The sequence below is a fragment of the Limnohabitans sp. JirII-31 genome, from assembly GCF_002778315.1.
GTDB lineage: Bacteria > Pseudomonadota > Gammaproteobacteria > Burkholderiales > Burkholderiaceae_C > Limnohabitans.
Genome location: NZ_NESA01000008.1, coordinates 76090 through 90839, shown reverse-complemented (window position 1 = coordinate 90839; position 14750 = coordinate 76090). Strand labels below are relative to the sequence as shown.

Here is a 14750-nt window from a genome sequence, read left to right as displayed (position 1 = left end):
AGATGCATCTTTTTTACCCTAGTGAAAACCCTGGTGCTATTCCTTGCTCACTTTTTATTTTGATGGGCTAATGGGTTGAATATTTCGTATGTAAAAAAATACACGCAGGGTTAGTACGCGGTTTGTTGTTTGAAGGGGTTATGCCCCGAATGAGGCGAGTGAGCGGCGTCAGAATCCGGTCAGTGAAGGCTCAGATAGTTGCGCGGCACAGCGCCCGGATCGGGGGCTGGACCTATAAGTCTGAGGAGACACAACACATGGCAACACTAGACGTCGATCGTCCCATGACAGCCGAAGAGAAGAAGGTGATCTTCGCCTCTTCGTTGGGCACTGTTTTCGAGTGGTACGACTTTTATCTGTACGGTTCGTTGGCGGCCATCATCGCCAAACAATTCTTCAGCGGCCTAGACGCTGGTTCTGCATTCATCTTTGCGCTGCTGGCGTTTGCTGCTGGCTTCATCGTGCGTCCGTTTGGTGCCATCTTCTTTGGCCGCTTGGGCGACATGATCGGTCGCAAGTACACCTTCTTGGTGACCATTCTGATCATGGGCTTGTCCACCTTCATCGTGGGCATCTTGCCGAACTACGCCAGCATTGGTGTGGCGGCTCCCGTCATCCTGATTTGCTTGCGTTTGCTGCAAGGCTTGGCCTTGGGCGGCGAGTACGGTGGCGCGGCCACGTATGTGGCTGAGCATGCACCACACGACAAGCGTGGCGCCTACACCTCATGGATCCAAACCACCGCCACCTTGGGCTTGTTCTTGTCCCTGATGGTGATTTTGGGCACCCGCACGATTGTGGGTGAGGCTGCGTTTGCCGAATGGGGTTGGCGTGTGCCGTTCATCGTGTCAATCGCTTTGTTGGCCGTGTCGGTCTACATCCGTTTGTCGATGAACGAATCGCCTGCATTCCAAAAAATGAAGGCAGAAGGCAAGACCTCCAAGGCACCGTTGACCGAGTCGTTTGGGCAATGGAAAAACCTCAAGATCGTGATTCTGGCCTTGATCGGTTTGACTGCAGGTCAAGCCGTGGTTTGGTATTCGGGTCAGTTCTACGCCTTGTTCTTCTTGACCCAGGCGCTCAAGGTGGACGGTGCAACGGCCAACATCTTTGTGGCTGTGTCGCTGTTGATCGGTACCCCGTTCTTCATCATCTTCGGCTCTTTGTCGGACAAGATCGGTCGCAAGCCCATCATCATGTTGGGTTGCTTGTTGGCCGTGTTGACTTACTTCCCCGTGTTTGAAGCCCTCACCAAGGCTGCCAACCCAGCGTTGTACGAGGCCCAGCAGAAGAACCGCGTGTTGGTCACGGCAGACCCTGCCGAGTGCTCGTTCCAGTTCAACCCCACAGGCACGGTGAAGTTCACCAGCTCGTGCGACATCGCCAAACAAGTGTTGGCCGCTGCTTCGGTGAGCTATGAAAACGCCGTGGGTGCACCAGGCTCTGTGGCCTCCATCAAAATTGGTGAAACCGAGATCCCGAGCTACAGCTCCAAGGGCTTGCCTGCGGATGAAGCCAAGGCCAAAGATGCTGAGTTCAAGAAGGCAGTGGCCGATGACCTCAAAGCCGCTGGCTACCCCACCAAGGCAGACCCCGCTCGCGTGGACAGCGTGAAAGTGACCATCATCCTCACCTACTTGGTGATCTTGGTGACCATGGTGTACGGTCCGATTGCCGCCATGTTGGTCGAGATGTTCCCCACCCGCATTCGCTACACCTCGATGTCTTTGCCCTACCACATCGGCAACGGTTGGTTTGGCGGCTTGTTGCCCACCACGGCGTTTGCCATCGTGGCGCAGACCGGCAACATGTACAACGGCCTGTGGTATCCGATCATCGTGGCCGGTATGACCTTTGTCATCGGCATGCTGTTTGTGAAAGAAACCAAAGACGTGGACATTTACGAGCACGATTGATCGGACTTTTGTCAGCACACCGGGGTGACCCGGCTGCTACATTCGAGCCCTCCCTGGTGGAGGGCTTTTTACTGATTTCGGAGATTGACTATGTTGAAAATTCTCATTGGCTTCATCATCTTTGCGGCGCTGGCCATTTTTGTCATCATGAAAGGTGGCAACAGTTTGGACATGGGCGGCGAAAAGCATGGTGAAGATGCTGTGCATGCGCCTGCTGAGGCCGCGTCTGGTGCGGCGTCTGCCCCGGTGGCCGAGGCCTCTGCTGCCAAGTAACGCAGGGCCTGATGCTTTGTGCAAACGCCGTAGCTTTGCTGCGGCGTTTTTTATGGGGCAAAGCAATGCCCTGGGTGCGCGCTGGGTGAGGTGGGGCTACCTAGAATGCTTGGGCACATTAGAAAGACCCCGCCCCATGTCAGGCTCCATTCGCATCCGTGGCGCACGCCAGCACAACCTTAAAAATCTTGACCTCGATATCCGCACCGGCGAGCTGACGGTGGTTACCGGCCCCAGCGGGTCGGGCAAATCGAGTCTGGTCTTTGACACCCTGTATGCCGAAGGCCAGCGCCGCTATGTGGAGACGTTCAGCGCCTACGCACGACAGTTTTTAGACCGCATGGACCGCCCAGCTGTCGACAAGGTCGACGGTGTGCCGCCCGCGATCGCGATTGACCAAACCAACCCCGTGCGCAGCTCTCGCTCTACGGTGGGCACCATGACCGAGCTGAACGACCACCTGAAGTTGTTCATCGCCCGCGCCGGTCAGTTGTTTGACCGCCAAACCGCGCAGCCCGTTCAGCACGACACGCCACAAACCATTTACGCCGAACTGCAACGGCGCTGCGCGGCGCTCCCGCAAGACCCGCGCTTGATCTTGACCTTTCCGGTCGAGTTGCCGGCCAACACCACCGCCGACGAGGTGACGCAGTGGCTCAGCGCCAGTGGCTTCACGCGCGTGCATGCCGAGCGCGAAGTGGCCACGCCCACCGGCCCACGCAAGCTGCTGGATGTGGTGGCTGACCGCTTCCGGCTCGGCAACACCGAGCAGGCCCGGGTGGTGGAGGCCATTGAGCTGGCCATCAAACGCGGCAGTGGGCGACTGAATGTGTATTGGGGGGAGGGCACCGATGTGTCTTTGTGGCGCTTCTCCACCGGCTTGCATTGCCCAGACAGCGATGTGCGGTACAGCGATCCGATCCCGTCGATGTTTTCGTTCAACTCGGCGGTCGGTGCCTGTGAAACCTGCCGTGGCTTTGGTCGTGTGATTGGGGTCGACTACGGCTTGGTCATTCCCAACGACAAGCTCACCTTGCGCTCTGGTGCCATCAAAACCATTCAGACGCCCGCCTGGAAAGAATGCCAGGACGACCTGATGCGTCACGCCGAGGCCGAAGGCATTCCGCGTGACACGCCCTGGTCCAAGCTGAGTGAGGCCCAAAAGAACTGGGTGATTCAAGGCTCGCCCTTGTGGAAGGGCAAGTGGAACCACCAGTGGTACGGCATCAAGCGCTTCTTTGAATACCTGGAGAGCAAGTCGTACAAGATGCACATCCGTGTGTTGCTCTCCAAATACCGCAGCTACACCCCATGCGGCGTGTGCGGTGGCGCGCGCCTGAAAACCGACAGCCTGTTGTGGCGCATTGGCAGCAAAGACAACGCCGATGCGGTGATGAAACCCGACAAACGCTTCATGCCCCAGGGCGTGACCTGGACGCGCGAGCAACTCGAAGCCATGCCGGGACTGTGTTTGCACGACCTGATGTTGATGCCCATCGACAAACTGCACCAGTTCTTCCATGCCGTGCAGGTGGATGCCGCAGGCACCGATGCGCAAGCCCTGCATTTGCTGGTGGAAGAAATTCGCACCCGCTTGAAGTACCTCAGCGAGGTAGGCATTGGCTACCTCACGCTGGACCGACAAAGCCGCACCCTGAGTGGCGGTGAGGTACAGCGCATCAACCTGACCACGGCCTTGGGCACCTCCTTGGTCAACACCTTGTTTGTGCTTGATGAGCCCAGCATTGGCTTGCACCCGCGCGACATGCACCGCATCAACCTGGCCATGTTGCGCTTGCGCGATGCAGGCAACACCTTGGTGGTGGTGGAGCACGACCCGGCGGTGATGCTGTGCGCCGACCGCATCTTGGACATGGGCCCCGGCCCCGGTGTGCGCGGCGGCAGCATTGTGTTCGATGGCACGCCCGAAGCTTTGAAGTCGGCCGACACCTTGACTGGCGCCTACCTGGGTGCGCGCAAAACCATTGGCCTAGGGCTCAAGCGCTTGGTCACCGACAGCACCCCGCGTTTGATTTTGGAGGGCGCGCGCGAGCACAACCTGCAAAACCTGTTCATTGAGTTCCCGCTGCAACGCCTGGTCTGTGTGACGGGCGTTAGCGGCTCGGGCAAATCGACCCTGATTCAAGACGTGCTGACGCCGGCCTTGATGCGCCACTTTGGCCGCGCCACCGAAACCCCAGGCGCACACGACCGCTTGCTGGGCGCTGACCACCTCAGCGATGTGGTGTTTGTGGACCAGTCGCCCATTGGCAAAACCGCACGCTCCAACCCGGCGAGTTACGTCGGTGCGTGGGACGCCGTGCGTGAGTTGTTTGCGGTGTTGCCCATGTCCAAACAGCGCGGCTACACCGCGTCGAAGTTCAGTTTCAACAGCGGCGACGGCCGTTGCCCCACCTGCGGTGGCTCGGGCTTTGAGCATGTGGAAATGCAGTTCTTGAGCGACGTGTATTTGCGCTGCCAAGATTGCAACGGCAAACGCTACCGACCCGAAATTTTAGAAATTACCCTCGAGCGCGAACTTCGTGGCGGGGCTGTGGGCGTGCCGACGCAGCGACATTCTGAGCGAAGCGAAGAGGAGCAAGACGGTGCGCCCGCAGTCACGACGCGAAGATCACTGAACGTGGCCGATGTGTTGGACCTCACCGTTGGCGAAGCCCTAGAGCTGTTTGCCAACGACCGCGACGTCGTGCGTGCCCTGCAACCCATCGTCGACGTGGGCTTGGACTACGTCAAACTGGGCCAACCCGTGCCCACCCTCAGCGGCGGCGAAGCCCAGCGACTGAAGCTGGCGGGCTTCTTGGCCGAAGCCGCCAAAAGCAAAACAGCAAGTCGCCAAGCCACCGCCAAAAAAGGCGTGCTGTTCTTGTTTGACGAACCCACCACCGGCCTGCACTTTGACGACATTGCCAAACTGATGCGCGCCATGCGCCGCCTGTTGGAAGACGGCAACTCGTTGATCGTGATTGAGCACAACCTCGACGTGATTCGCGCCAGTGACTGGCTGATTGACCTGGGGCCTGAAGGTGGCGAGGCCGGTGGCTTGTTGGTAGCCGAGGGCACGCCAGAGGAAGTGCGTTTGCACCCCACCTCACACACCGGCAAGGCCTTGCGTGACTATGCCGAATCGATGGGCGTGGTGTACGAGGTGGCCAAGCCTTCGGTCGGGTTGAAGGCCGCAGAAGGCGCGCTTCGGTTCGCTGCTGCCGCAGCAGCCGGTATGCCGGGCGCCTCCTACGCACGCGCAAGATCGTTGGCCGGCACACCGACGACTTCGGCAGCGGGTGTGGGCGGATCCTCTTCTGATGAGGGCAGCATTCAAATCATCAACGCCAAAGAACACAACCTCAAGAGCTTGAGCGTCAACATCCCGCGCGGCAAGTTCAACGTCATCACGGGTGTGTCGGGTTCGGGCAAGTCCACGCTGGCGTTTGACATCTTGTTCAACGAAGGCCAGCGGCGTTATCTGGAAAGCCTCAACGCCTATGCGCGCAGCATTGTGCAGCCCGCAGGGCGCCCCGAGGTGGACGCGGTGTATGGCATTCCGCCCACGGTGGCGATTGAGCAGCGGCTGTCTCGCGGCGGGCGCAAATCCACCGTGGGCACCACCACCGAGGTGTGGCACTTTTTGCGTTTGCTGTTTGTCAAACTCGGCACCCAGCATTGCACGCATGATGGCGCGGCGGTGCAGCCGCAAACGCCTGACCGCATTGCGGCGCAGCTGATGCGTGAGTTCAAAGGCCAGCACATCGGCTTGCTCAGTCCCTTGGTGATGAACCGCAAAGGCGTCTACACCGAACTGGCCGACTGGGCCCGCCCGCGTGGCTACACCCACCTGCGGGTGGACGGGCACTTTTTGCCGACCACGGGCTTTCCGCGCATTGACCGCTTCAAAGAGCACACCATTGAACTGCCCGTGGCAAGCCTGGTGGTGTCGGCCCAAAACGAAGCGCAGTTACGCCAGGCCTTGGCCACTGCCTTGGAGCACGGCAAAGGCGTGGTGCACGTGCTGAGCCAGTTGGACGGTTTGCGCGAAGCCATGCTGGCGGGTGCCGAGACCAACAGCATTGGCCGCTTGGATGCGTACTCCACCAAACGCGCTTGCCCGGTGTGTGACACCTCGTATGCCGAGTTGGATCCGCGCTTGTTCTCTTACAACAGCAAGCACGGCTGGTGTACCGACTGCGTGGGCACGGGGGTCAAGCTCAACAAAGACCAGCGCAAGGTGCTGGACGACTCGGTGCGCGACGACAAAGACAAAGGCCGTGAGCAAACCTTTGCCGAGCCCGATGTGGACGACTTGGTCGACACCGCCTGCCCCACCTGTGAAGGCACGCGCCTGAACGCCACCGCACGTGCGGTGAAGTTTGCAGGGGTGGGCATCACCGAGATCGCCCGCTTGAGCGTGACCGACGTGCGCCGCTGGGCCGAGACGGTGGGCTTGCACGGACGCGACGCTGACATTGCGCGCGACCTGTTGCCCGAGATCAAAAGCCGCCTGGAGTTCTTGGAGCAAGTGGGCTTGGGCTACCTCACGCTGGACCGTGGTGCACCCACACTCAGCGGTGGCGAAGCGCAGCGCATTCGCTTGGCGGCGCAGCTGGGCAGCAACTTGCAAGGTGTGTGCTATGTGCTGGACGAACCCACCATTGGCCTGCATGCCCGAGACAACCAGATTTTGTTGAACGCGCTGCATGTGCTCAGCGACAAGGGCAACACCTTGGTGGTGGTGGAGCACGACGAAGACACGATTCGCCGCGCCGACCACATCATCGACATTGGCCCAAGCGCCGGCAAACGTGGCGGGCGTTTGATGGCCGAAGGCTCGGTGAAGAACATCACCGACCAAGCCGATTCACAAACTGGGCGCTACTTGCTGCACGCCATGCGCCACCCCCTGCAAGCACGACGCGCCATGGATGCCGAGGCATTGACATTTTTGAGCCTGGAAGGCGCATCTCTGCACAACCTGAGCGAGGTGAGTGTGGACATTCCCCTCAAACGCTTGGTGGCCGTCACAGGCGTGTCGGGCTCGGGCAAGTCCACCTTGGCCCGCGATGTGTTGTTGCACAACGTGGCCGCTGCGGTGGCGCAGCGCACCACCCAAGCGGGTCGCAAAGCCGACGACGAGGGCAAGCACCCCACCTGGGTGGGCTGCACCGACGTGTCGGGCTACGCGGGCATTGACCGCGTGCTGGAAGTTGATCAAACGCCGATTGGCAAAACACCACGCAGCTGCCCCGCCACCTACATTGGGTTTTGGGACACCATCCGCAAGTTGTTTGCCGAAACGCTGGAAGCCAAAGCCCGTGGCTATGGCCCCGGGCGCTTCAGCTTCAACACGGGCGAGGGGCGTTGCCACACCTGTGAGGGACAAGGCTTGCGCACTATTGAGATGAGCTTTTTGCCCGACGTGAAAGTGCCGTGTGAGACCTGCCACGGCGCACGCTTCAACCCCGAGACCTTGGCGGTGAGCTGGCGCGGCAAAAGCATTGGCGAGGTGCTGCAAATGGAGGTGGACGAGGCGGTGGACTTCTTTGCCACCATGCCCAACATCAGCCACCCGCTGCAACTGCTCAAAGACGTGGGCCTGGGCTACCTGACCTTGGGCCAGCCCTCACCCACCTTGAGTGGCGGCGAGGCGCAACGCATCAAGCTGGTGACCGAGTTGAGCAAGGTGCGTGACGACGTGACCCGACGTGGCAACAAGGCCCCGCACACGCTGTACGTGTTGGACGAGCCCACCGTGGGCCTGCACATGGCCGATGTGGACAAGCTGATTCGCGTGTTGCACCGTTTGGTGGATGGCGGTCACAGCGTGGTGGTGATTGAGCACGACCTGGATGTGATTGCCGAGGCCGACTGGATCATCGACTTGGGCCCCGAGGGGGGCGACGGCGGTGGCTTGATCGTGGCAGCTGACACACCGGAAGCGGTGGTGAAGCTGGGCACGCACACGGGCGTGGCGTTGAAGCCGGTGTTGGCGCGCTAGGCCTTACAGCGAATCGTGGCTCTGGCTCTCTGCTTCCGGCCACAGTTTGGGAAAGTAAAACCGCAGTGCATGCTGCGGCACGCCAAAACGGACTTTGCCGTAGGGTGTGTCGCTTTGTAACAAGCCTCGTTTGATCAGCGCTGAAATTTGTGCGGTGGCCAAACGTTCGCCTAAACCCAGCATGGCTTTGAAGTCGACGCGATCCAGTTCGGCCTGCGTGGCAAACAAGTAATGCAAAGCGCGCAAGGCTTCAGTGCGCACGCCTTGGCGCACCACGTGTTCTTCGTACGTCAAGCAGGCAGTGATGCGGTTTTTCATGTCGTGTAGCGACAGCAGACGGCTCATGAAGTCCACCTGATCGATACAAATGTCGATGACGTAGTCGATCCAACTGAGCAATGCGTTTTCGCTCAGGCTGCCGCGCCCGTCGAGATCGCCTGCGCGGGGCTCATCGGCAGCAGCCAGGTGGGCGTAATAGGCGTCTTGTGTGCGAGCAAAACCACGCAACGGCGACCACAGGCCATTGGTCAAGCCCATGTGACCCAGCACCAGATGGCTGTGTAGCCGAGCCACACGTCCGTTGCCGTCTAGAAAGGGGTGAATCCAGGCCAGACGGTGATGGGCAGCAGCCATGGCCATCAACTGCATTTCGCCACGGCGGGTGTGGCTGTACACCTGAGACCAACGCGCCAAGAATGCAGGCAGTTGGGTTGCGTCGGGTGCAGCATGTTTGCCGACACTGACCTGTTGTGTGCGCAGCCCACCAGGAACAAGCACCTGCCCTTGCGCGTTTTGCTTGCGGTCGTCATCTGGCAAGCGTGCAAAAAAATCTTGGTGAATGTCTTGCACGGTTTGTGGGGACCATACCTTCGCGCCTGACCACTGCGGCCACAGAGTTTCGAGTTGGGCTTCGGTGGCCATATGTGCCAAGGCCAAGCGCTGGCGGCGTGCCTTGTCGAGGTCTTGCGCGTAATCGTTGCGCAGTGCCTGTTCGATCTCCATCGGTAGCGTGTGCTGACCTTCGATGCGGTTGGAGTAATACGAGTTCATCGACCTCAGTAGCTGGCGCAAGCCTGGCAAGGCACCCGATGGGCACCAACCTGCCAGACGTTCAGATTTTCGAATCAGGTCATGCGCACGCTCTAGTAACGGGCCAAGGCGGTGCTCGCCGGGCAGCATAGGCTCCATCTGCGATAGATCGTCATAGAGCTGAAATGTTTGCGACTTTTTCATTTCCTTTAAGTATATGTATTTAAAGGAAAAATTTAAATTTATGCAGATATTTTTGCGACTTTTATTGCTGCTTGTATACGTGAGGTATTAACCAATCAAAGAAGCAAAAATCAACCCGCCGAAGACAACGCCAACCCCGCATGCTCACGTAGCGGGTGGAAGTGAATCTTTGGAAAACGTTCTTGTGCCAAGCGCACGTCGTACGGGGACGTGCACAAATAGGCCAAGGTGTTGGCTGCGTCCAAGGCCATGCGCTGTGGGTAAGCGTGGGTGAATTCGCGCAACTCGGCGGGGGTGTCGGCGGTGATCCACCGAGCACCGGTGTAGCTGCTGTTTTCTAAGCGCACATCGCAGTCGTACTCGGCCTTGAGTCGGTGTTGTACCACTTCGAATTGCAGTTGACCAATGGCTCCCAGCAGCATGGCCCCCCCCACTTCGGGCTTGAACACCTGAATGGCACCTTCTTCGCCCAACTGTTCCAAGCCGGTTTGCAGTTGTTTGGTGCGCAGCGGGTTTTTCAGAATCACAGTCATGAACAACTCGGGCGCAAAGAAGGGCAGGCCGGTGAACTGCAAGGCTGCGCCATCGGTGATGGTGTCGCCCAACTGCACGCCGCCGTGGGTGGTGAAGCCGATGATGTCGCCCGCAAAGGCTTCGTCCACCGCTTCGCGGCGTTGGCTCAGAAAGGTCACCACCGAAGTGGGGCGCAGTTCTTTGGCGGTGCGTTGCACCTTGAGTTTCATGCCTGGCTTGTAATGGCCCGAGGCCACGCGAACAAAGGCAATGCGGTCGCGGTGGTTGGCATCCATGTTGGCTTGCACTTTGAACACCACGCCAGAAAAACCTGCGTCTTCAGGCTGGATGGTTTTGTCCACCGTTTGTTTGTTGACCACCAGGTGGCTCATGCGGGGGCGCGGCGAGGGGGCCAGGTCGACCAAGGCGTCGAGCACTTCCATCACACCAAAGTTGTTCACGCCGGAGCCAAAGAAGACCGGGGTTTGTTTGCCGGCCAAGAAAGCTTCTTTGTCAAAACTCGGTGAAGCCCCTGTGGCCAGTTCCATGCTTTCCATGGCCGCAGCCCAGTCGCTGCCAAAGCGTTGGGCCAGTTGGTCTTGTTGCGACAGCGGGTGTGTTTCAAAGTCTTGCGGCAAGCGTTCGCTGCCGGAGTCAAACACGGTCATGGCTTGCGTGCGCAAGTTGATGATGCCGCCAAATGATTTGCCTTGGCCGACGGGCCAGGTCATGGGTACGCAGGGCATGCCGAGTTCGCGTTCCACTTCGTCCAGGATGTCGAGCGGGTCGCGCACCTCACGGTCCATCTTGTTGACGAAGGTGATGATGGGGGTATCGCGTTGACGGCACACCTCGATCAAACGACGGGTTTGGGCTTCCACACCGTTGGCCGCGTCGATGACCATCAACGCCGAGTCCACGGCGGTGAGCACGCGGTAGGTGTCTTCGCTGAAGTCTTTGTGGCCGGGGGTGTCGAGCAGGTTGATGACGTGGTCACGGTAGAGCATTTGCATGACCGATGACGCCACCGAGATGCCGCGTTGCTTTTCAATTTCCATCCAGTCGCTGGTGGCGTGGCGGCTGGCTTTGCGGGCCTTGACCGAGCCTGCGATTTGAATCGCGCCCGAGAACAGCAACAGTTTCTCTGTCAGCGTGGTTTTGCCCGCGTCGGGGTGGGAAATGATGGCAAAGGTGCGCCGGCGGCGCACTTCATTCAAGTAAGTGGTCATGGGGTGGGAGCAGCAATCAACCCAGGATCATAGACGCCCGAGTTGTTGTGTGCCTCTGCTCAGAGGCGCGACACGCTCATGCCGTGACCTCTGAGCCGCTTGGCGTGCAGTAGTGCAATACGCGGTTGACCAAGGTGTGTCGGTCAAAGGGTTTGGGCATGACTTCGTCCATACCCACGTCTTTGCAGGCCTTGAGCGCGTCGTCTGCCACGTTGGCCGTCAACGCAATGACGTGCACATCTTTGAAGGGCGATGGGAGGGTGTTGCGCACACGGCGCATGACCTCGATGCCGTCCAAATCTGGCATCACCAAGTCCAGTAGCACCAAGTCATACCGATTGGCGCTCATCATGGACAGACCGATGGTGCCGTTTTCAGCCTCTTCGATTTGTGCGTTGGGCAAGGCGCGTTGTATGGTGGCTTTGGCGACCAAGCGGTTGACCGCGTGGTCGTCCACGATCAATAGCTTGAGGGGCGTGGTGTCGATGCGCTCTAAGACAGGGGCTGCTTTTTGAGGCGCGGGCGCCAAGAGCACGGGAATGTGAAAAGCAAATGTCGATCCTTGGCCCACCTCACTGCGCAGTGTGAGTTCGCCACCGTGACTTTTGATCAGGGTATCGCTGATGCTCAAACCTAGTCCGTTGCCGCGCAGTGCGTCGCGCCGAGACGCAGAAATATGTGTTCGTGTCAGTTGAACAAATGGTTCGAAGATGCGTGCTTGTGCTTCGGGCGCGATGCCGGGCCCCGTGTCTTCCACCTCGACCGACAGTTCGCCGCTTTGCGATGTGCTGTTTGACGGTGTGAATGACACTCGCATATGGACATGGCCGGTGTCGGTAAATTTCAGCGCATTGCCGAGCAGGTTGATCAGCACTTGGGTCAGACGGTGTTGGTCTGCACTGATCCACTCAGGGACGTTCGGCGCGATGTGTAAGCGGTAGTCCAGCCCAAGATCAATGGCCCTTGGGCTCAGTGTGCTGTGGGTGGTGCGCAACATGGTGTGCAGGTTGAACACCTGCGGGTTCATGGTGATCTTGCCGTTTTGAATTTGAGAGTAATCGAGCAAGTCGTTGATCACAGTCAGCAGGTGTGCCGCAGAGTTTTGAGCGCCGGTGACGAACTCTTTGGATTCGCGGTTCATGCGTTCGTCGGTACTCATCAAGCTCAAGTAGCCCATCACAGCGTTCAAGGGCGTGCGCATTTCGTGGCTGACGATGGCCAGAAACTGGTCTTTGTGCGCGTTGGCTTGTCGCAAATCTTGCGACAGCCGTTTCAGGCTTTCGTTGGCGCGTGTGGTGTGTCGCAAGGAGGTGGCATTCATGGAGTCGACCGCATCAATCAAGCTCCACTGCGCGTAAAGCAAAAGGGAGTACATCAAGGCATCTTTGATCATCAGCCCCCAGCTCTGTGGACCGATTAATTGGATCGTGCCTGTGAGTTGCAAAACCAAAATGGTGACCACGCAGCCGAAAGATACAGACAACCAAAAGCTCACCACTTTGCGTGAGTTGGATGAAAACAAGGGCAAGATGGGCACGATCACCAGCCACACCATGGCAGCAGAGCGCATACCGCCGTCTGTGCAAGCAACGTAAAAAATCATCCCCATCATGGTGGCTTGATCGATCGATTGCGCCCAAAAGCGGGGCAATCCTTTGAGCCACAAAGCAAAGCTCGCGGCGATACAACCCAACCCAATCATGCTGACGATGGCGATGCCGGTCTCGCCGAGGCTGTAAAACAAGGGACCAAATATCAGCAACGCAATTTGTGCGGACAGAGAGAAGAAAACGTAATAAATGTCTAGCGTGCTGCGTCGTTTATGAGGCAGCACGCGCTTGATGGCGACGAGTAGAGGGCGTGTGATCATTGGTTTTTGAGGCAGTAGTGCAAGACACGATTGACCAATGTGTGTCGGTCAAATGGTTTTGACATGACTTCATCCATTCCGACTTCTTTGCAGGCAATGAGCGCTTCGTTGGCCACGTTGGCTGTGAGTGCAATCACATGGACTGTGTTGAGTGGCGATGGCAAAGTGTTGTGCACACGACGCATCACTTCAATGCCGTCGATGTCTGGCATGACTAGGTCGAGCAGCACAACGTCGTAAAGGGTCTCGGACATCTTGGCAAAACCTGTGAGGCCGTTTTCGGCTTCTTCAATGTGTGCGTTTGGCATGGCGCGTTGCAGTGTGGCTTTGGCGACCAAGCGATTGACGGCATGGTCATCCACGATGAGCAGTTTGAAGGCGCTGGTGTCCACACGGTCAAGGGTTGGCAATGGCTTGTGCGGGGCAGGCGCGATGTGAACGGGGATACGAAATGAGAACGTCGAGCCCTGGCCGACGGCGCTGCGCACAGTGAGTTGTCCGCCGTGGCTTTTGACCAGCGTGTCGGTGATGCTCAAACCCAACCCGTTGCCGCGCAGGGCGTCTCGTGCGTTGGCGCGTGTGTCGATGCGTGTGAGTTGAACGAAGGGTTCGAAGATGCGGGCTTGTTCCGTCAGTGCAATGCCAGGCCCGCTATCTGTGACATCAACGCACAGGGTCCCGCTTTGCGGTGTTTTTGCGGAAGGCTCGAAATAAACTTGGGTGTTGACATGGCCCTTGTCGGTGAACTTCAGGGCATTGCCAAGAAGATTGATCAGGACTTGCGTCAAGCGATGCTGGTCTGCTTTGATCCACTCAGGGACCTGAGGATCAATGTAGAGCCCGTAGGAAAGCCCGAAGTCAATTGCCCGTGGCATCAACGACCCATGCGTGTTGTGCAGCATGGTGTGCAGGTTGAAGGTCTGTGGGTTGAGTGTGATTTTGCCGTTTTGAATTTGCGAGTAATCCAACAAGTCATTGATCACCGTGAGTAGGTGTGCCGCAGCGTTTTGTGCGCCTATGACGAATTCTTTGGCTTGATGGTTGATGCGTTCGTCGGTGTCCATGAGGTTCAAAAAGCCCATGACGGCGTTCAAAGGTGTGCGCATTTCGTGGCTCACAATGGCTAAGAACTGGTCTTTGTGTGAGTTGGCGCGCTGCAAGTCGTGTGACAAGCGCTGTAGGCGTTGGTTTGATCGATTGATTTTTCGCAGTGTGAAGGTGTTGGTGGACTCCACGGCATCTATCAAACTCCATTGCGTATAGGCCAAAAAGGCATACATCGTGGCGCTGAACACCAGGTCTTGCCAAGTTTGATCCGCGCGCATGGGGATGAGGTGGTTGAGTTGTAGGGTGAGAGTCAGCAGCATGCCCACGAGCGACACGAACAGCCAAAAGAAGACAAAACGGCGCGAGCTAGAGAAAAACAAGGGAAGAACGGGGACTGTGCCTAAAAAAATCATGCTCGGCGATGTGACGCCGCCCGTGTGCCATGAGTTGTAAATCACCAACCACATGAGCGTGCTCTCAAAAATGGTCTGAGCCCAAAAATCGGACAGGCCCTGGGTCCACCAAACCAGGGTTCCAATCAGCACCAGTGTTCCGATCCAGGCCGAAGTGGCAATACGCGATTGTTCAAGCCAGAGCATCACGAGCGCCATCAACGTGGTCCCCACGGCGGCGGTGAACGAAAAAAACACGTAATAGAC

The 14750-nt window shown here is 58.3% G+C and carries 7 protein-coding genes; 3 read left to right on the top strand and 4 right to left on the bottom strand.

Going from position 1 to position 14750, the window contains the following annotated elements; translation table 11 throughout:
* Window positions 1-257 precede the first annotated feature (257 nt).
* The 3 genes from B9Z41_RS11295 to B9Z41_RS11285 all read left to right on the top strand — a co-directional run bounded on the left by B9Z41_RS11295 (window position 258) and on the right by B9Z41_RS11285 (window position 8199).
* Window positions 258-1916, top strand: a complete 1659-nt coding sequence (locus B9Z41_RS11295) for an MFS transporter (RefSeq protein ID WP_100147179.1) — start codon at window positions 258-260, stop codon at window positions 1914-1916.
* Window positions 1917-2006: 90 nt separating this feature from the next.
* Window positions 2007-2189, top strand: a complete 183-nt coding sequence (locus B9Z41_RS11290; RefSeq protein WP_100147178.1) for a hypothetical protein — start codon at window positions 2007-2009, stop codon at window positions 2187-2189.
* Window positions 2190-2325: 136 nt separating this feature from the next.
* Window positions 2326-8199 carry an excinuclease ABC subunit UvrA gene (locus tag B9Z41_RS11285; protein WP_100147251.1) on the top strand — a complete coding sequence of 1958 codons (5874 nt, stop codon included), beginning with the start codon at window positions 2326-2328 and terminating at the stop codon, window positions 8197-8199.
* Between the two features lie 3 nt (window positions 8200-8202).
* Here B9Z41_RS11285 and B9Z41_RS11280 read toward each other — a convergent pair whose 3' ends face one another.
* From B9Z41_RS11280 to B9Z41_RS11265, 4 genes are all read right to left on the bottom strand, one after another.
* Window positions 8203-9432 (bottom strand): Fic family protein, encoded by a 1230-nt coding sequence (locus B9Z41_RS11280; RefSeq protein WP_100147177.1) that lies wholly within the window; start codon window positions 9430-9432, stop codon window positions 8203-8205.
* Window positions 9433-9542: 110 nt separating this feature from the next.
* Window positions 9543-11174, bottom strand: coding sequence for a peptide chain release factor 3 (locus B9Z41_RS11275; RefSeq protein WP_100147176.1), 1632 nt, complete (start codon window positions 11172-11174; stop codon window positions 9543-9545).
* 76 nt (window positions 11175-11250) lie between these two features.
* Entirely contained in the window at window positions 11251-13044 is a 1794-nt protein-coding gene (locus tag B9Z41_RS11270; RefSeq protein WP_100147175.1) for an ATP-binding protein, read from the bottom strand.
* A complete protein-coding gene (locus B9Z41_RS11265; protein ID WP_158236168.1) occupies window positions 13041-14690 on the bottom strand; it encodes an ATP-binding protein in 1650 nt (549 codons plus the stop codon). The genes B9Z41_RS11270 and B9Z41_RS11265 overlap by 4 nt, the downstream gene beginning before the upstream one ends.
* Between the last annotated feature and the right edge of the window lie 60 nt (window positions 14691-14750).